The organism is Desulfovibrio sp. (assembly GCF_009712225.1).
In the GTDB taxonomy this organism is placed as follows: domain Bacteria; phylum Desulfobacterota; class Desulfovibrionia; order Desulfovibrionales; family Desulfovibrionaceae; genus Desulfovibrio.
Map to the genome: position 1 here is coordinate 32,166 of NZ_WASP01000001.1, position 18,286 is coordinate 50,451.

The following is an 18,286-nucleotide window of genomic DNA, read 5'->3' on the forward strand; positions in this document are numbered from 1 at the left end:
CATGCACCGACAGTCTGCGGCCTTTGCCGCCCGGGGCGCATGAAGAAAAATGTTGTCGGAAAATGCGGGAAAGAGCCGCAACAGGCTGCGGCCCCTTCTCAAAAACTGTCCTGCACCAAACTGTGCGGCGCGATGCTATCCCGCAAAGGCCGCGGCGGTTTCGGCATTGTTGACCAGCTCGATGGCGAGATCTTCTGCCGCTGCCGTACCGGCAAGGCACGGAGCCACCATCTTGCCCAGCACGGCCTTGGGGCCCAGTTCTAGCCAGCGGCGCGCGCCGTCGGCATACTGGTTGCGCATGGTGTCTATCCACAGCACGGATGAGGTCATCTGCACAAGCAGACTTTCACGTGCACTTTCGCCGTCGGTCACGGCCTTGCCGTGGGCGTTGCAGTAAACGGGAAACCTGGGTTTGCTCCACACGGCCTTGCGCAGCAGGGGGGCAAGCTCCTTGTTGGCCTCGGCCATCATGGGGCTGTGAAACGCGCCGCTGACCTTGAGCTCAAGCCCGCGGCCCTTGCGTTCCTTGGCCTTCTGGCAGGCCAGGGCCACGGCGGCCTTGGTGCCGCTGATAACAAGCTGGCCGGGGGTGTTGTAGTTGGCCACCAGCAGCAGCTCGCCGCACTGGGCGATGGTCTCGGCCACAATTTCTTCAATGGCGGCCTGGTCAAGCTTGAGCAGGGCAGCCATGCCACCCTTGCCGTCGGGATCGGCCTCGGCCATCAGGCGGCCGCGCAGGGCGGTGAGCTCAAGGGCGCATTCGGCCGGGATCACGCCAGCGGCGGCCATGGCGCTGAACTCGCCAAGGCTGTGGCCAGCGGCGCCGCACACGCCGGCGCGCGCGGCAACGGCGCTCCAGAGGTTCAGGTTCACCACGGTGAGAGCGGGTTGCAGGGCGCGGGTGTCGCTCATGGCGGCATCGTCGCCTTCCCAGTAAATTTCGCGCAGGGGCAGGCCGCTGATGCGCTCGGCCTGCTTCCACAGATTCATGGCATCAGAAGAGGCCTCGGCCAGATCGCGGCCCATGCCCGACTCTTGCGAGCCCTGGCCGGGAAAGAGCAGAACGGCTTGTGTCATGACGGGGGTTATCCTCCAGTGGCGCACACGGGTGCGCATCGGCGTGGCCGGTACCGGCCTTGATGTAGTGGGAAAGCGCGCGCAAACGCGCAAGCCCTCTTTTTTACGTTATCGGCGCGGGGCTTGCAAGTCCCGGTCTGCGGGGATATGACAGTGAACCCGGCAAATACGCCGGAAAAGCCCGCAGAGGGCGTACAAGATCAGGATAAGGAACATGCAGCGACAATCGGTTGACAGAAAGGAACTGGCCCGTCTGGCGGCGGCCTCTGGCGCGGAAGTGCCTCAAACGGCACTGGAACCCCTTGCGGAATATCTTGAAATGCTTTGCCAGTGGAACAAGGCCATGAATCTTGTTGGCCCGCACACCTGGCAGGACATGCTTGTCCGGCTGGCGGTGGACAGTTTTCATCTGGCAACATTTCTGGATACGCTTGACCTGCCCGAAGCTCCCCTGTGCTGGGATCTGGGCGCGGGCGCGGGCCTGCCAGGTATTCCCCTGCGCATGGCATGGACGCGCGGTTCGTACTACATGATAGAAGTGCGCGAAAAGCGCGCCCTGTTCATTTCAAGCGTGCTTTCACGCCTGCAGTTGCCCTCGACTCATATTTTCAGAGGGCCAGTGGAACATTTTTTTCAGGGGCAATATTACAAGGCCGACTGTATCCTGAGCCGGGCCTTTATGCCGTGGAGGCAGCTGCTTGAGCTTGCCGGACCCCGTCTGCACGCCAACGGCGTGCTGGTGATTCTGGCTCTTGAGCCCGCGCCGCGCGATCTGCCCGCTCCCTGGCGCCTGGTTGAGCAGCACCGTTATGTGGCGGCTGGCAATGGCCGCTGGTTTTGGGCGCTTGCACCCAGTGCGGAAAGCGAACGCCTGACCTATGATGCGGCAACGCACAAGGCTGGGTAGTACCGCCTGCCGCGCCTGACGTACAGGCGCAAAGCCCTACGGAGAAAGCCATGCACCCCGCAGACAAAGCAGAAGCCCAAGCCGCACCGCAGGCCGCAGCCAGCACCGCAGCAGACAGACAAGCCCCGCACACCCAGCAGGCCGCATCTGCGGGAGGCAAACTGTTGCCTACAGCGGGTAAAAACCTGCAACCGGGGGGCCGGTCGCTGCCCTCGGGGCGTTACTGGGCCCGTGGGCTGTTCTGGGGGGTGTTGACCCTTGCCCTGGCCTTTGCCCTGCGCATGCTCGAGTGGTCCAGCTGGCAGAATCCGGAATACCGCCTTGGCAGCGAATGGCTGCTGGCTACGCACGATGCCTACACCTGGGTGGCCGGGGCGGAGGATTTCGGCCTTGCCGTGGGGCACCCCATGGCTGTCATGCTCAAGGGCATGGCCGATATGGCGGGAGCCACACCGGCTGCGGTGGCTTTCTGGTTTCCCGCATTGCTGGCAAGCTTTGTGGCCGTTATCGCCTTTGCCTGGGTATGGGCGCTGGGCAGCATCGAGGCGGGCGTTGCCGCCGGTATTCTCACGTCCATTGCGCCGGGCTTTCTGGCGCGTACCCTGCTGGGTTTTTACGATACCGACCTCGTAACCCTGTTCTTTCCCCTGCTCATGACCTTGGCCCCGGCCAGCTGGGCCATGCGCTACATGCTGTTGCCCGGCATGGTGTTGCGGCGTCTTTCCATGTCTACCGGCGTCATGAACCTGCGCCGCATCTTTTCGCGCAAATTGCCCGAAAGTCACTGGGCACCAAGCTTCAAACAGGCCGACCACCTGGGCAATCCCCTGCGCTGGCAGTGGGTTGTGCTGCTGGGTTGCTCTGGTGTCATATCGTGGTGGACGCAGGAATGGCACTCGGTTTTTCCCTATCTGATCCGCTACAATGTGGGCCTGCTGGTCTTTATGAGCATGGTTATGGCACCTCGCGGGCGGCGTGGTCTGCTGCTGCTGGGCAGCATGGCCTATGCCCTGCCTACCCTGGCCGGACCGTGGGGGCTCAGCTTCAGCCTTATGTTGCTGGCGGCGGGCACTAAAACCGGCTTCAGGCTGCGGCGTATCCTGTGCAAACCCTGGCTGCTGGTCGTGCTGCTGGTGGGCGTGGGTTTTCTGATGCTGCAGGGCGAAATTCTCACGTCCATCGTCAACCACGTGAACGCCTATGTGAAGCACTCCGGCGATGTGAAAAGCACGGGCGGGGGGCTTTCGCTGGAATATCCTTCAGTGGCGCAGTCCATCATCGAGGTGCAGGATCTGGGCTTTGCCGAAATTTTTCCCTACTTCCATCCCTGGATGGAAGCTGCCGCCCTTGGCCTGCTGGGCTTTGGGCTGGTTGTTCTGCGCAGGCCAGGAGCGCTCTTTTTGCTGCCGCTGGCGGCACTGGGCATTTTGAGCGTCAAAATGGGCGGCCGCATGGTCATGTTTGGCGCGCCCATCATGGCCATCGGGCTTACCCTGCCGTTTTACTGGCTGCTGCAGCGCCTGCTGCGCGCCGACCTGCGCGGCGCGGTGGCGGGCATGCTGACCAGTGGCCTTTTGCTGGCCCTGCTGGTTGCGCCCTTTGCCGACATGATTCCCGCCATGTCGCAGGGGCCCATCATCAACCGTCGTCATGCAGAAGCCCTTTCGCGCGCCAGGGCCATGACTCCGCCCGACGCCATGCTCTGGCTGTGGTGGGACTGGGGCTACTCGGCCAACCACTTTGCCCGGCGTCAGACCATTGCCGACGGTGCACAGCACGCCGGGCCTTCGCTCTATCTGCCCGCAGCGGTCTTTGCCACCGACAATCCGCGTTTTGCACGCCAGATCATCCGTTATACGGCGCAGTGCGGCAACGAGCCGGGCAACGTCTTTGAAGGGCTCGACGGGCAGGGCGCGCAAGACTTGATGGACAGGCTGCGCTCGCCCGAAACCCCGCTCATTGAGGCCAAGGGCAAGCTGTATGTGGTTGCGAGCTTTGAAATGCTACGGCTCGGCTTCTGGATAAGCAACTTTGGCAACTGGAATTTTGTTACGCGATCGGGCGAGGGTGGGGCTCTTTCCATCGTGCCGCAGGCCCTTGCCTACAAGCTTGATACTGGCGAGGTGCGTCTTGAGGGCAACAGCAGCGCCATTTACGCCTCGTCCATCAGCGTGTTTGAAGAAACGGGCGTGACGCGCCGCAATTATATTCAGGACTGGTTTGACGCGCATCCAAGGGCCACGCCCGAAGAACAGCACGAATTCCTTTCAAAGCGCCGCAATATCAACTTTCTTTTCAACAGGGTAACGGACGAAAAACTGGCCATTGATGCGGGTCTGTACAATTCGCTGATGGTGCAGCTTCTCGTGGGCGATCCGCAGGATCCGCGTATTTCGCCCTATTTCAAGCTGGTGTACGACAATGTGTTCGCCAGAATTTACGAGGTGCTGTAGCCCCCTGCGGCTGTGGATGCTCTCATCTGCGCGCCTCTGGTGGCGGCCCTAATGGTGATAGGGCACCTTGCGCAGGATGCACTCTGCCCGGTAGATTTGCTCAAGCAGTACCACGCGGGCAAGTTCGTGCGGCAGGGTCATGTGCGAAAGGCTGATACAGCGGCTGGCCCGCTGGCGCACGGCCTCGTCCAGTCCCCACGCGCCACCGATGACAAAGCAGGCCCTGCCTCTGGCGTCGTGGTCCATCTGGCGCAGCAGATCGGCCAGTTGGGGCGAGGTAAGGTGCTGGCCGCGTTCGTCGAGCACCAGGGCGATGTCCTGCGGGTCAAGGGCCTCAATGATGCGGCGGCCTTCAAGAGCGTTGCGCTGATCCTGCGGCAGGGCGGAATCACCGTCGCGCACTTCGGTTATGTCCAGCTTGCGCCAGCGGGTAATGCGCGTGGTGTAGTGGGCTGCGGCATCCTTCCAGAACGGCGTTTTCAGCTTGCCCACACTTATGTATTTCAAGGGTTTGCCAGTCATGTCTTCTCGTCTTGTGTTAAATAGCGATATGGCCGCACAGGCTCCGGGCGCGGGCAACGCCGCCGGGGCTCCTGCTGGCATGGATCTGGCCCAGGCGGCCAGATTTTTGCGTGGCGGCGGCGTTATCGTGTTTCCCACCGAAACCTTCTACGGGGTGGGCTGCCTTGCCGCCCATGCAGACGCTGTGGCAAGGGTGTACCAGCTCAAGCGCCGCCCCGTCCACAAACCCTTGCCCCTGCTGGCTGCCAGTACGGCCCAGGTAGACGAAGTGGCAGATCTGGCGGCCATGCCGCAGGGCCTTGTGGCTTTTTGGCCCGGTCCGCTTACGGTGTTGCTGCCCGCCCGTGCCTGCCTGCCACAGGCGCTTGTGAATGCCCAAGGGCTGGTGGCCGTGCGTGTGACCCCGCACCCTCTGGCGGCGCAGCTGGCCATTGAGGCCGGTGGGGCGCTTACTGCCAGCAGCGCCAACCTGAGCGGCGGGGAATCGGTGCGCATACCGCAGCAGCTTGACCCAGCCCTGCTGGATGCCCTGCAGGGTATGGCACGGCAGATGCCGTGGACCAAGGAATGCTCAGGGCAGGCGGAATGCGTGGGAGAGCCACAGACCCAACTGCCATTACTTATTGGCGGGCCACTGCCCGCTGGGGGGCTGCCGTCAACGGTGGTTGAACCCCTAGGCTCTGCCCAGAGGGGGGCAACTGGCGGGCGGGCAGGCAGATCGGCAGGCAGCACTGTTCGGCTGCGAATGGTTCGTGCCGGTGCGGTCAGCGCGGCGGAGCTTGTGGCGGCAGGCTTTTGCGTTGAATAGCCAAAGTCCGCGCAGATTCAGCTGGTAAGGACAATGTATGGGTGGGCTTAGTCGTCCTCTATTTCGGCGGCGTTGAGCCGGTCGCGAATTTCATTCAAAAATCCCACAATGGTCTTTATTTCCTCGGGCGAGCGCGTTGCCATTGTCTCGTCCACCAGTCCATCCAGTTGCGAATGAAAGCCCATGTGGCTGCTGTTTGCGGTCTTGCCTTTTTCCGTCAAAAAAACATTGAGGCGTGTCATCTTGAGCGGGTCCTTGGCCTTGTAGGCCAGCCCCTTGCGTTCGAGTCTGCGTAGCAGTTCTGAAACGCTGCCCTTGGTGACGCCAAGGCAGTCGGCCAGACCGCCCACATGGATGCCCTTGTTGTTGTGTATCGCCATGATGGTGTGGATTTCAGCCATGTGGATGTCCACATCTGTGCCAAACTTGCAGCACTGGCGTTCTATTTCCTGAAAGCGGGTGGCAATGCCCAGCAGGGCGAGGCTTATGGGCGCGCTACGCGGCCCGTGGGCAGCCTCGTGCCCCAGCGTTTTGAGCATGGACTTCTGGATGCGCAGCTCCACTGTATTTTTTTGACCATTTTTTTTCATGCATACTTTGTATGGTATCCATACTTTTTTGTCAATCCGGGTTTTATTGCGTATGCGCGCCAGCAAGGGGTGAATTGTTTCCCGCGCTTGCGACTCGGGTCATGCTGGCTTAGTATGCATCAGTTACGCGCCGTGGCGCGAACCCCAGACGGAGAACGCATGAAACGCCAGGTTATCTGTCCGCACTGCGGCAAAACATATTCAAGCTACAAAAACCCGACGCCCACTGCGGATGTGGTCATTTATGCGCCTGACCGGGGCGTGGTTATCATTCGCCGCGCCAACGAGCCGGTGGGTTTTGCCCTGCCCGGCGGGTTTATTGAAGAGGGCGAATGCGCCGAAACCGCCGCCGTGCGTGAAATGTGCGAGGAAACCGGGCTGGATGTGGAATTGACCGGGCTTTTGGGCGTGTATTCGCGCCCGGATCGCGATCCCCGGCAGCATACCCTGACCGTGGCCTTTGCGGGCAGACCCCTTAACCCTGATGCCCTGCAAGCCGGTGATGATGCAGCCCACGCGGCCTTTTATCCGCTGGACGCCCTGCCGCAGCCTCTTGTTTTTGACCACGCCCAGATTCTGGCCGATTTCAGGGCCGTGCTTGAGGGCAAACGCACCCTGGCGGGCGTGCAACCCCGGTTTGATTCGCCAGCGGCTGCGCCAACCCACGGGGAAGGAGCGTAATGAGCTACCGCAATCTTCAGGAATGCGTGCAGGATCTGGAGGCCAACGGCCATCTGGTGCGCATTGACGCCGAGGTCGACCCGCATCTCGAACTGGCCGCCATCCAGCGGCGCGCCTTCGGGGCCAAGGCTCCGGCCCTGCTGTTCACACGGGTAAAGGGCACACCCTTTCCCATGCTTTCCAATCTTTTTGGCACGCGCGAAAGGCTGCACTTCATTTTTCGCCGCAGTTTGCCCGCCGTGGAGGCCGTGCTGACCGCCAAGGCCGACCCTGCCGCCGCGCTCAAACGCCCCCTGCAGTCGCTCAAAGCCCTGCCCGGTCTGGTAAACATGCTGCCGCAGGTGAGCAGGGTGCGGGCAGAGCAGGCAACTGCCGTGGCCCCGGTGCTGCAATGCCGCTGCAAGCTGAGCGACCTGCCGCAACTGGTCTGCTGGCCCATGGACGGCGGCCCCTTCATAACCCTGCCCCTCGTGTACAGCGAAGACCCCGCCAAACCCGGCGCGGATGCCTCCAACCTTGGCATGTACCGGGTGCAGCTGGGCGGCAACGAATACGCGGCCGACGAGGTGGGGCTGCACTACCAGATTCATCGTGGTATTGGCGCGCACCACGCCCGCGCCCTTGAAATGGGCAAGCCCCTGCCAGTGCATATTTACGTGGGCGGGCCGCCAAGCCTCACCGTGGCCGCCGTCATGCCGCTGCCCGAAGGCCTTTCGGAACTGCGCTTTGCCGGGTTGCTGGGTGGCAGACGCACGGAAATGGCCAGCGTTGCAGGCTTGCCCCTGCCCGTACTGGCTCAGGCCGATTTTTGCATCAGCGGGCATATCATGCCCCAGTGCAAGCCTGAGGGGCCCTTTGGCGATCATGTGGGCTATTACAGTCTTACGCATGATTTTCCCGTGCTCAAGGTGGATGCGGTCTACCACAGGCAGGGGGCCATCTGGCCCTTTACAGCCGTGGGCCGTCCCCCGCAGGAAGACACTGTTTTTGGCGACTTTATCCACGAGCTCACCGGGCCGCTGGTTCCGCAGGTTTTTCAGGGTGTGTGCGATGTGCACGCAGTGGACGCAGCGGGCGTACACCCTCTGCTGCTGGCCGTGGGCAGCGAGCGCTACACCCCGTATGAAGAAGACCGCCGCCCGCGCGAGCTGATCACTGCCGGGCTGCATCTTTTGGGAACCACCCAGACAGCCCTTGCCAAGTACGTGTTTCTGGCAGCGCACGAAGACGCACCCGGTCTTTCGGCCCGCGAGGTGCCCGCCTTTTTGCAGCACCTTCTGGAGCGGGCCGACTTTGCGCGCGACCTGCACTTCATCACCCGCAGCACCAATGATACGCTCGACTACACGGGCGCTGCCCTCAACGAGGGCTCCAAGCTGGTGTGGGCCTCTGCTGGCAAAAAAAGGCGTACACTGGGAACAGAGCTTACCGGTACTGCGGCAGATATGCCGCCCCTGCCAGAGGGCTTTGGCCTCGTACGCGTGTGCGGCCCCGGCCTTGTTGCCATCGGCGGGCCCAAACACCACATGGAACGCAATCAGCCCGACCCGCAGATGGAGGCCCTTGCGCAGGCTCTGGCCCAGTGGCCGGGCCGCGAGGCATTCCCGCTGGTGGTTGTGGCGGATGATGCGGAATTTTGCGCTCAGGCGCTGGACAATTTTTTATGGGTGGCCTTTACCCGGTCAGACCCGGCCACAGACGTGTACGGCGTCAATGCCACCACGCAGGCCCGGCACTGGTCGTGCGAAGCGCCGCTGGTCATCGACGCACGCCTCAAGCCCTTCCATGCCCCCCCACTGGAAGAGGACGCGGCGGTTATTCGCAAGGTGGAAGCCCTGGCAGCGCCGGGCGGCCCCTTACACAACTACTTGTAACATGGGGGAGGCATCGGAATGAAAATCGCCCTATTGCAGTGCAACACCGTTACCGGCGACGTGGCCGGAAACATGGAACGTATCATCAGCACCGCCCGCCAGGCGGGAGCCGCCGGGGCGGACCTGTGCGTAACGCCCGAGCTGGCGCTGTGCGGCGTGGCCCCCGGCCACTACCTGTGCGCCCAGGGCTTTGCCGCGGGTTGCCTCAAGGCCCTGGATGTTCTTGCCGCCGAACTCAAGGACGGCCCATCGCTTCTGGTGGGCGCGCCCGTGCCCAGCGTGTACGCATCCGGTCTGCTTTCCAACGCCGCCGTGCTGGTCGAAAAGGGCGGATGGCAGGTTGTTTCGCGCAAGGTGTACCAGAATCAGGGGCAAAACCCCAGCGTGGCCGAATCTACCGATGAGGATGCCCGATATTTTGACCGTGGCATTTCGTGCGGCATCGTAACCATGGGCGGATGGCGCATTGGCGTTGTGCTGTGTGAAGACGCGCAGAGCGAAGACGGTTCATTCTGGAAAACCCGCTACGCCAGCGGCCACAACCCGCTTATGGAACTGGTGCAGCGCGGCGTGGACGCCCTTGTGCACATGGCGGCGGCCCCCTTCAGCGTGGGCGCGCAGGAAACGGACGAGCACCTGCTTTCGCACGTGGCGGCGCGGCATCACGTACACATGTTTTCGGTCAACATGGTGGGTGGCAACGACAGCCGCGTGTACAACGGGCAGAGCCTCGTGTTTGACCCCACGGGCCAGCTGCTTGCCCGTGGCAAGGCATTTGAGGAAGACGTGCTGGTGGTGGACACCGCCCGCGGGCAGGGCGCGGCAAAAACACCTGAGCCGCTGGCCTCGTGCGTAGAAGAAGACTACTGGCGCGCCCTTGTGCTCGGCACACGCGATTTTGTGTGCAAGTGCGGGGTGAACAAGGGCATTGTGGCCATTTCGGGCGGCATGGATTCTGCCCTTGTGTGCAGCGTGGCCGTGGAGGCTCTGGGCGCGGAAAACGTCACCGGCGTGCTTCTGCCTTCGCCCCACAGCAGTCAGGGCTCGCTGACAGATGCTGACAAGCTGGCAAAAAATCTGGGCATCACCACCGTGACCCTGCCTATCGGCCCGCTCATGGAGGCCTTTGCCACCGCCCTTAAGCCCGGCCTTGATCTGTTTGAAGAAAAGCCGGGCGACGTCACCTTTGAAAACGTGCAGGCCCGCATACGCGGTACGCTCATTACCTCGCTGGCCAACAGGGCCGGTGCGCTGGTGCTCAATACAGGCAACAAGAGCGAGGGGGCCATGGGTTACTGCACACTGTACGGCGATTCTGTGGGCGCGCTGGCGGTTATCGGCGACCTTACCAAAACCCAGGTGTACGCCGTGGGCCGCTGGTACAATGCCCACCGTGGCGCAGAAATCATACCCGACGAAATTTTCACCAAGGCTCCTTCGGCAGAGCTGCGCCCCGGTCAGAAGGATTCGGACAGCCTGCTGCCCTATGAGGATCTTGACCCCATTCTTGAAGATCTGCTGCAGCCCGCAGAGGCCGAATCCGGTCCGCTTTCACCCACCCGAAAGGAAGTGCGCGACAAGCTGTTCCGGGCCGAGTTCAAGCGTCGTCAGGAGCCTCTGGCGATCTATCTGAGCCGTACGCCCTTTGGCGGCGGCTGGCAGACACCCGTGGCGGGGCGTTTCAGCCTGCCCGAAAAATAGGCTGGATGTTGAAAAAGTGACTGACAGGGCGGCGCGGCGTATGTTTTGCCAGCCGCCTGTGGAAAGAGGCGGGGGTTTTTTCTTGAAGCCCGCACCGCACTGGGGTAAGAGCAGTGTGTTGCACAACGCTGATTTGAGTGGAGGATATCATGGCGGAAGCACCGGAGAAAAATCTGGCCCTGGACATTGTTCGCATTACCGAGGCTGCGGCCCTTGCGTCGGCCCGCTGGCTCGGTCGGGGAGACAAGGAAGCCGGAGACGGCGCTGCCGTTGACGCCATGCGCGTCAGCTTCGCCACCCTCAGCATTGACGGCCTGGTCATCATTGGCGAAGGCGAAAAAGACAATGCCCCCATGCTCTACAACGGCGAAAAAGTGGGCAAGGGCAGTGGCCCCAGCCTCGACGTGGCCGTTGACCCCGTGGAAGGCACAAATCTGCTGGCCTATGGCCGCCCCAACGCCATTTCGGTTGTGGGTGTCGCCCCGCGCGGCAGCATGTTCAATCCCGGGCCCAGCTATTACATGCAAAAGCTCGTTGTGGCCCGCGAGGCCCGCAACGTGGTTGATCTCGACGCGCCGGTAAAAGACAATCTGTCCAATGTGGCCAAGGCCATGGGCAAGAGCGTGCAGGACCTTGTGGTCTTTGTGCTCGACAAGCCCCGCCACGAAAAGCTCATTGCAGAAGTTCGCCAGGCAGGGGCGCGCATCCAGCTGCAGACCGACGGCGACGTTGCGGGTGCGCTGATGGCTGTTGATCCCCGCTCTGAAGTTGATATCATGATGGGCACGGGCGGCACGCCTGAAGGCGTACTGGCCGCTTGCGCCATCAAGGGCATGGGCGGGCAGATTCTGGCCCGTCTTGACCCGCAGTCGTATGTGGAAAAAGAGGCCATCACCGAAGCGGGCATTGACGCCCGCGAGGTGCTCACCGTTCATGATCTGGTGCGCAGCGACGACTGCTTCTTCGCGGCCACCGGTATTTCCGGCGGCGATTTCCTGAGGGGCGTGCGCTACAGCGCCAAGCACGCCGTAACGCATTCGCTGGTTTTGCGCGGCAAAACCGGTACCCTGCGGTATGTGGAGTCTTACCATAACATGGACAGACTCGCGAAAATCAGCGCGGTTCGGTATTGAATGAAGAATATTTTATCTCACTCTGGCGTCATTGCGGCGCTTCTATTGGCCCTGCCGCTGGTGGCCTTTGCACCGGCCATTACTGAGGCCGCACAGGCTCCCGCTGCCAAGAAAAAAGCGGAACAACCCGCTGCTGCTGCCACCAGCACAAGCAGCAATGTAAACGTGTACGACAAGCAACCTCCGGTGACGGACAAGGAACTGCTGGACTTTCTCGAGTTGTTGCCCCAGTTCCGTGCCTGGGCCAAGAGCAACAATGAAGAGGCGCACCCTATACTGCGCAACGGCAAGGCAGATTTTCTGTATTCGCCCAATGCCGCAGCTTGGGTGCAGGCGCACAAGTGGAACCCGGTACGTTTTTTCTGCGTAATGGGCCGCATGGCCGCCGCCCTCTCTATTGTTGAGGAAGGCAACGACATGACAGGCGCGCGGTCCAAGGACATGCCCGAGGTTTCAGACGGTGAGCTTGCGCTGGCAAGGCGTCACCTTGGAACCATGCTCAAGGCCGGTGGCGATGCACCGCCCATAAACAAGTAGAAAGTTCTCCGGCCGCGCCACATATCTGACAGGGCGCGACTATCTGACCTGCTGATTTGATTTCAAAGGCTCCGGATCATCCGGGGCCTTTTTATTTTGGATCGGTGAAATCTGCAGCAGGGACACTCCACACGTGACTGTGTGGAAAGCACGGGCAGGAGCGGGCAAGCCTGCCGCAGAACAGGGCCAGCCATTGAGAAAAAACAGCAAGGCCCCTCGAAAGGGGCCTTGCGCGGTCAACCCACCAAGGGGTTGGTATATGCCTGCGGAACAGGTTAGTTGGCCGGAGCCTGGGAAGGAGCCGCTACAGGGGCCGGAGTCTGTTCTGCAGGAGCTGCGGGAGCAGCTTCCTTGACAACGTCCTTGGCCAGTTCTTCGGCCGCGTCGGTAGCCGAGGGGGCAGCAGGCGCTTCAGTGGCCGGGGCTACCGGAGCCGTCGGGGCTGGCGCAGGCTCGGTCGTCTGGGGAGCTGCAGCTTCAGGCTGGGTAGCGGCGGGGGCCGCAGAGGGCTCCTGCACGGGAGCGGCGGGCTTTTCAACAGGGGCCGCCGGAGCAGCTTCGGGCGAAGCCGTAGGTGCCACCGCAGGGGCAGCCGGAGCGGCAGCAGGTGCGGGTGCAACCTCAGCCGGTGCTGCCGGAGCTTCGGGAGTTGCCGGAGCAGCAGGAGCAGGCGCAAGAATGGCGCTCAGGGTCTTTACCTGTGCTTCAGGGGTCTTTTCCAGCTGGGGCATAAGCATGAGCGAAGCAGGCTGGGCCAGCACAATGGCAATGGCCGCGCACATCAGCAGCGAACCACTGGTGCCGCAGCGCGCTGCGGGGCGCACAAGGCGGCCAAGCAGCACTGCAGCCACAATACCAATGCCGCCAAGTACGGGCAGGGCCTTGAGGCCGAGCACGGCAGTGCGCTGGCTGTCGCTGAGGGTCATGTGCAAGAGCTTGCCAAGCGCGTCGAGAGTGTAGCCAAAACCGGCCGCCACCAGAGCAATGCTGGCGAGCAGCACGAGCAGGGTCATGATGATGTAGAACAGCTTTGCACCAGCCGGTGAGAGACGCAGCAGGGCCTTGCCCAGCAGCAGGGCGGCCAGACTGGCGGCGCACACGGCAGCGCCAAACATGTCGGCGGCGGGAATGCAGAGCAGGCAGGCGATAACAAGGGCCATCCACAAAAAGGCCATGCCGGCCTTTTCCTTGCGCGAGGCAGCCAGATCAGCGGGGGCGGTGCGCAGTACGCGGCCCCACGAAACGCCGCAGATTACGGCCAGCCAGGGCAGCAGGCCCAGAGCGGCAAAGGCAAGGGGCTTCCACCATATGGTTTTGTTGATGGGCCAGGTAACAAGGTGTTCGCCAAGATTTTTAAGGTAGCCCTGCGGCTGCTGCCACAGCATGACCACGGCGAGCCAGATGCCCACCAGGACCAGCAGCAGCGCAAAACCCAGCAGGCCGTCAGGCTTCTGCGCACGGCGGAATCCGCAGCGCCAGAACAGGAAGGCGAGGCTGGTCAGCACGGGCAGCAGCATGTAAAAGAGCCCGCCGGTGAGCCCGGCCAGGGCAGCCAGCACAAAACCAAAAGGAACCGTAAGGGTTGTGCCGGGTTTTTGCCAGCCGTGGCACAGGCAGGCCAGCGAAAGCAGCGTGAGTGCGGCGGCCAGGGCTTGCGGCCCCACATAGGTGGAGAGTGGCGCAAAAATGGGCGCGCAGAGCAGCAGCATGCCGCCAGCCAGCGCAGCCTTGCGATCGAGCCCTGCAACACGGCCCAGTACCCACACGGCCACAAGGCTCAGCAGGCAGCCCGCCATGGCGGCAAGGGGAAAAAGCAGGTGGGCAAACTGCGGCGCAAGCTTGGTCAGCAGGGTGTCAATGCCGCGCAAAAACCAGAAAAATACGGGCCACTGGGCAAGGCCGTCGCCAGCAGGGGCAAGCCACATGCCGCTTTGGGTGGTTTGCGCAAAGGTCACAATGCCCGCTGCTTCGCTGGGACAGTATACGCTGTGCCCCATGAGGGCAGGCCAAGCCTGGGCCAGCATGATGAGCAGCAGCATCAGGGGGCCAGCAAGGCTGGCCGCATCAAAAAGACTGTCGCCAAAGCCGGGAGTGGCTGGCTGGGCAGCCTGAGCTGCGGGTTTGGCGGAAGAAGCGGCATTGCCAGACTTGCCGGTGTTGCCGAACATTCCCCTGAAACCCTTGGCCGCAATGGTTACCGGACGTGACGCGCCTGAGCTGGAGTCTTCCGCGTTGGAGCTTTGCTGGCTGGAGGCCGCCTGTGCGGCGGGCTCGGCGGCAGAGGCAGACGGTTGGGAAGCGGCAGCATTTTGCGTAGCGGCGGTGTGTTCACCCTCCGCGCTGGGCTGCTGGCCCCCCGGCTGACAGGCAGCCTGGCCTTCGGGATTCTGGGCGCTGTTCTGGGTCATGGCATCGCTCCTTCATGCGTTTTCGGCTCACCAAGCAGTACATGCCGGGCCTGGCGGGCTTCGAGGTCAATTTCCAAGGCGCGTCCGGCCTTAGACATGCTCTGGCCACTTTGCACGTCGCGTGCAGGGCCTTGCGCGTCTGCGGGCAGGGGGCAGACAATATGTTGCTTTTTATCTGAAAAATTCGCTGCAAGCAGCCAGTATCCGCCACCGGGCAGGGAGCTCAGAGTTGCCACGCAACCCGTGGGACCGGTGGTAACCTGCACCAGCCGCCCTCCCGCCAGACCGGCTGCGCGCCTGCCTTGCAGGATGCGGGCAATCTGGCGCGCAAAACTCGTTTCGCGGCTCCACTGCATATCAAGCGGGCCAAAGGCCAACGGAGCCGGTGCTTGCCCGCCAGCCTGGCCACTGGTGGCCCAAAGGGCCACTCCGCCAGCTTCGGAAGCTCCCTTGCCGGAACCCTGCGGCAGACCAAGCGCGCCTGTTATATCCTGCGGACTCAAAAATGTCAGGCCCGGCAAACCCATGCGCCAGCTGAGCAGCAGCAGGCAGGCCGATTCCATGGCGGGCGTGCTTTCGGGCCGTATGGCCTTTGTGTCGTCGAGGCCCAGCGCCCGCGCAGACAGCTCCGCCTGTGTAACGGGCAGGCCATAAGCATCGGGCGAGCCCTTGGCGAGCTGCTGGGCACGACGCACAAGAGCCTTGCCATCCGGCAGGTCAAGCAGGGGCCGCCAGTCCACATACTGCCTGTCGCGCAAACCGCGCGCAAGGCGGCTGTGATCGACGCCAGTCGCCAGCGAGGCCTTGAGCAGGGCGGCCAGCGGTGCGGCATCGCCGCTCAGCAGGGCGTAGCCAGCCGCTGCAGGGGTGATGCTGTCGCGGCTGAAGTCCACGGCAGTGGCAAGCACAGTGCGTGTCAGCGAGGGAGGCAGAATGTCGTCCTGCACGGCCCACCCGCCATAGCGGTGCACTTCGCCCGCCAGAGATTCAAGGGCCACTATGCCGGGCACAAGCGCGCCCGCATCGCCAACAGTACCGATGCGGCCTTCGGCCTGCGCGTCCAGCCCCATGAGGGGTTCAAGCCTGATACCCGCAAGTGTTTGCTGCTGCAGGCCGGTGTGCTGGATAACCGAGGCAGAGAACACCCGTCGGGCCTGACCCGATGGGTCCTGCCACAGCAGCACGGGGCGCAGGGCATTGCCGCTGTATCGGTACACCCAGCGCCGCACCTGACCATCTGCGCCACGGATTTCGCCGGTCACGGCCCATCCGCCGGGGGTGGCCCAGTCTACGCCATCACGCCGCAGCATGTCGGGAATAATGCCACGCTTGCGCAGCTCCACAAGGGCGGTTTCGCGCAGGGGCAGGCAGTCCCATTCGCCAGCGGTTGTGGGCAGAATGCTCCAGTCTTTTTGCGGCACAGCCATCATGGCATACAGGCCGTCAAAGCGCGAGGCCCGGCGCGCCTGAAGTATGAAATCCGGCCCGAGTCCCGTGGCCGCAGGAGGCAGTTCACCGCCCATCTGCATGTGGGCCTGGTCAAACTTTTCCGCAAGTCGGTTGAAATCGTCGCCAGCGCCCAGAGTGGGATCAATCCGCAGAGAAGTGACGTTGTCACCCGTTTCAGAGGCCGCGTCGGGCTGCGCCGAGGCCGCGTGGGTGCTCCAGATATCGCCCTTCTCACCCGTTGGGGCCAGAAAAAGCCCGCCAAAGCCCACCTGCGTCAGCAGTGTGTCCAGCCCCGGCTGGGCAAGCGCTCGCAGGGCTGGCTGCCCGCCAGCAAGACTGTGGGGATTTACGTCAAACCAGTTTGGCGCGGCAGTGAGCAGCAGGGGCACCCGACGGGCAGAAGCGCTGTTGCGCCAGATAAGGTCTGTGCCGGAAACCTGTCCCGTGAGCTCCTGGGTGGAGCCGAGCATGGACTGTCGCTCAAGCCATTGCAGGTAGCCCGGGTCGGCACGCGGCAGAAGAGCGGCGCTGCCCGATGGCTGCTCGCGTCGAAGCGCGTTTTCGTGCCCACTGCGCCCACTGCGTGAGGTGCAGGCGGCCAGTATAACGCACAGTGCAATGCTCAGGACCATGCACAAGGCAGGCCGCAGCACAAGCGGCAGCAGGGCTGCCAGCCCGCACTTCTGCGGTTGACCGGACCGATGGCAATAAGAACGCTGCATGGGCATGGCCGTTAGGCTTTGGCCGCTTCTTCCTCGGCCTTGGCCGTGTTCCACAGCTCGTCCTTTTCATCAAGGGTGAGGGCTGCAAAATCACGGTTCTGCTCGCGGGCGATTTCTTCCATTCGGGCAAAGCGCTTGAGAAAACGGCGGTTGGCGTAGTCCAGCGCCTCGTTGGCCTTGATACCCTTGCGGCGGCCAAGTTCGGCAATGCTGAACAGCAGGTCGCCCAGCTCGTGTTTCTGGGCTTCCTGATCGGTACCGGCAGAAACGTCGAGCCATTCCAGCCATTCGGCTTCCACCTGCTGTTCAACCTCTTCATCGGCCTCCCAGGTGAAGCCCACACGGGCCGCCTTGGAGTTGATGCGGTAGGCCTTGGCGAGCGGGGGCAGGCTTTCGGGCAGGGTGTCAAAGAGGCCCTTGGGCTTGCCTTCGTCGTCGGCGTGCTCGGCGCGCTTGATTTTTTCCCAAGCCTTGAGCTGTTCGTCCAGACTGTCAAAAACTGTGTTGCTGAACACGTGCGGGTGGCGGCGGATCATCTTGGCGCGGTTGTTGTTGAGGGCGTCGTCAAAGGTGAACTGGCCCTGCTTTTCGTACATGCGCGCCACAAAAAGCAGCAGAAAGGCCACGTCGCCCAGTTCTTCGCGTATTTCGGCCACATCGCCAGAGCGAATGGCGCTCACCAGTTCGTGGCTTTCTTCAATGATATATTCTGTCAGGCTTTCGGGGGTTTGCTCCTTGTCCCAGGGGCAGCCGTCGGGCGCGGTGAGCTTGTCGATAATCAGCTGAAGTTCTTGAAGAGCGGTCTTTTCCATGATGCAAATTTCCTTGGTAATTCGGCAGTTAAATGCCCAGGCGGGCGGTGAGGTCGGGCGGCAGCCAGCCGTGTACCTGGGTCATGAGCGCGTTAAAGTAGGGCAGTGCGCGTGAGTGCTGCATAAAGGGAGCACCCGCGAAAAATTTTTGCAGAAACAGCAGGGCCAGCGAGCACAGCAGTACGCCCTTGGCAAGGCCGAGCATGCCGCCAGCCAGTTTGTCGGCCCATGAAACAAAAGAGAAGGAGAGTATTTTTTGCAGGATGCGGGCAATTATGGCCACAGAAATGATCACACCCAGAAAAATGAGCACGTAGGCGGCGATGATGCGCCACGAAGGGTCGACAATGAGGGTTAGACGTGGGGCGAGCAGACTGTGATAATGGTGCGCGGCCCAGAAACCGCCCAGCAGCGACACCAGGCCGGCCACCTCGCCCACGAAACCGTGAATAAAGCCACGTGTGCCAAAAAAAACCAGTATGAGCACTATGATGAGGTCGAAAATGTCCTGACCCATGCGTTCTCCGTTGCGACTGTGGGAATCCTTGTATGGTTCGCTTCGTGAAGGCTTGTGCGCCGAGGCCTTTGACCTGCGGCGGGGCAGAGCATAGC

General features: G+C 62.4%; 15 protein-coding genes. 8 read left to right on the forward strand and 7 right to left on the reverse strand.

All coding sequences use genetic code 11. The features are described 5' to 3' along the window. Positions 1 to 135: 135 nt before the first annotated feature. On the reverse strand, positions 136 to 1,077 hold the full coding sequence (locus F8N36_RS00120) for an ACP S-malonyltransferase (RefSeq protein ID WP_291330718.1): 942 nt from the start codon (positions 1,075 to 1,077) through the stop codon (positions 136 to 138). A gap of 214 nt (positions 1,078 to 1,291) precedes the next feature. Here F8N36_RS00120 and F8N36_RS00125 point away from each other — a divergent pair, with 214 nt between their 5' ends. Both F8N36_RS00125 and F8N36_RS00130 read left to right on the forward strand, forming a co-directional pair. Beyond that, positions 1,292 to 1,984: an RsmG family class I SAM-dependent methyltransferase gene (locus tag F8N36_RS00125; protein WP_291330719.1), complete on the forward strand. Its 693-nt coding sequence runs from the start codon at positions 1,292 to 1,294 to the stop codon at positions 1,982 to 1,984. Between the two features lie 50 nt (positions 1,985 to 2,034). Then, entirely contained in the window at positions 2,035 to 4,437 is a 2,403-nt protein-coding gene (locus tag F8N36_RS00130; protein ID WP_291330720.1) for an STT3 domain-containing protein, read from the forward strand. A 48-nt stretch (positions 4,438 to 4,485) separates the two neighbouring features. Here the strand turns inward: F8N36_RS00130 and F8N36_RS00135 are convergent, their stop codons facing one another. Further along, positions 4,486 to 4,959 (reverse strand): 23S rRNA (pseudouridine(1915)-N(3))-methyltransferase RlmH, encoded by a 474-nt coding sequence (locus F8N36_RS00135; RefSeq protein WP_291330721.1) that lies wholly within the window; start codon positions 4,957 to 4,959, stop codon positions 4,486 to 4,488. Here F8N36_RS00135 and F8N36_RS00140 point away from each other — a divergent pair. Next, positions 4,958 to 5,767: an L-threonylcarbamoyladenylate synthase gene (locus tag F8N36_RS00140; protein WP_291330722.1), complete on the forward strand. Its 810-nt coding sequence runs from the start codon at positions 4,958 to 4,960 to the stop codon at positions 5,765 to 5,767. The two genes, F8N36_RS00135 and F8N36_RS00140, sit on opposite strands and share 2 nt — an antisense overlap. 47 nt (positions 5,768 to 5,814) lie before the next feature. On the opposite strand, the gene F8N36_RS00145 is transcribed toward F8N36_RS00140, so the two are convergent. Next, positions 5,815 to 6,357, reverse strand: coding sequence for a MarR family transcriptional regulator (locus F8N36_RS00145; protein ID WP_291330723.1), 543 nt, complete (start codon positions 6,355 to 6,357; stop codon positions 5,815 to 5,817). Between the two features lie 159 nt (positions 6,358 to 6,516). On the opposite strand from F8N36_RS00145, the gene F8N36_RS00150 reads away from it, so the two are divergent. The 5 genes from F8N36_RS00150 to F8N36_RS00170 all read left to right on the forward strand — a co-directional run bounded on the left by F8N36_RS00150 (position 6,517) and on the right by F8N36_RS00170 (position 12,283). Continuing rightward, entirely contained in the window at positions 6,517 to 7,038 is a 522-nt protein-coding gene (locus F8N36_RS00150; RefSeq protein WP_291330724.1) for an NUDIX hydrolase, read from the forward strand. Beyond that, complete coding sequence (locus F8N36_RS00155; RefSeq protein ID WP_291330725.1) at positions 7,038 to 8,912, forward strand: UbiD family decarboxylase; 1,875 nt, start codon at positions 7,038 to 7,040, stop codon at positions 8,910 to 8,912. The genes F8N36_RS00150 and F8N36_RS00155 overlap by 1 nt, the downstream gene beginning before the upstream one ends. A gap of 18 nt (positions 8,913 to 8,930) precedes the next feature. Further along, positions 8,931 to 10,613, forward strand: a complete 1,683-nt coding sequence (locus tag F8N36_RS00160; RefSeq protein WP_291330726.1) for an NAD+ synthase — start codon at positions 8,931 to 8,933, stop codon at positions 10,611 to 10,613. Between the two features lie 149 nt (positions 10,614 to 10,762). Further along, positions 10,763 to 11,746 carry a class II fructose-bisphosphatase gene (gene glpX, locus F8N36_RS00165; RefSeq protein WP_291330727.1) on the forward strand — a complete coding sequence of 328 codons (984 nt, stop codon included), beginning with the start codon at positions 10,763 to 10,765 and terminating at the stop codon, positions 11,744 to 11,746. Next, complete coding sequence (locus F8N36_RS00170) at positions 11,747 to 12,283, forward strand: serine/threonine protein phosphatase (protein ID WP_291330728.1); 537 nt, start codon at positions 11,747 to 11,749, stop codon at positions 12,281 to 12,283. It abuts the gene before it with no gap. Between the two features lie 275 nt (positions 12,284 to 12,558). On the opposite strand, the gene F8N36_RS00175 is transcribed toward F8N36_RS00170, so the two are convergent. From F8N36_RS00175 to F8N36_RS00190, 4 genes are read right to left on the reverse strand one after another with little or no spacing between them, the layout of a single operon-like run. Continuing rightward, positions 12,559 to 14,691 (reverse strand): hypothetical protein, encoded by a 2,133-nt coding sequence (locus F8N36_RS00175; protein ID WP_291330729.1) that lies wholly within the window; start codon positions 14,689 to 14,691, stop codon positions 12,559 to 12,561. Next, positions 14,688 to 16,862 (reverse strand): hypothetical protein, encoded by a 2,175-nt coding sequence (locus tag F8N36_RS00180; RefSeq protein ID WP_291330730.1) that lies wholly within the window; start codon positions 16,860 to 16,862, stop codon positions 14,688 to 14,690. Before F8N36_RS00180 ends, F8N36_RS00175 begins: the two co-directional genes overlap by 4 nt. Positions 16,863 to 16,873: 11 nt before the next feature. Then, positions 16,874 to 17,674: a nucleoside triphosphate pyrophosphohydrolase gene (gene mazG, locus F8N36_RS00185; RefSeq protein ID WP_291330731.1), complete on the reverse strand. Its 801-nt coding sequence runs from the start codon at positions 17,672 to 17,674 to the stop codon at positions 16,874 to 16,876. A gap of 28 nt (positions 17,675 to 17,702) precedes the next feature. After that, on the reverse strand, positions 17,703 to 18,191 hold the full coding sequence (locus F8N36_RS00190; protein ID WP_291330732.1) for a CvpA family protein: 489 nt from the start codon (positions 18,189 to 18,191) through the stop codon (positions 17,703 to 17,705). Positions 18,192 to 18,286 lie beyond the last annotated feature (95 nt).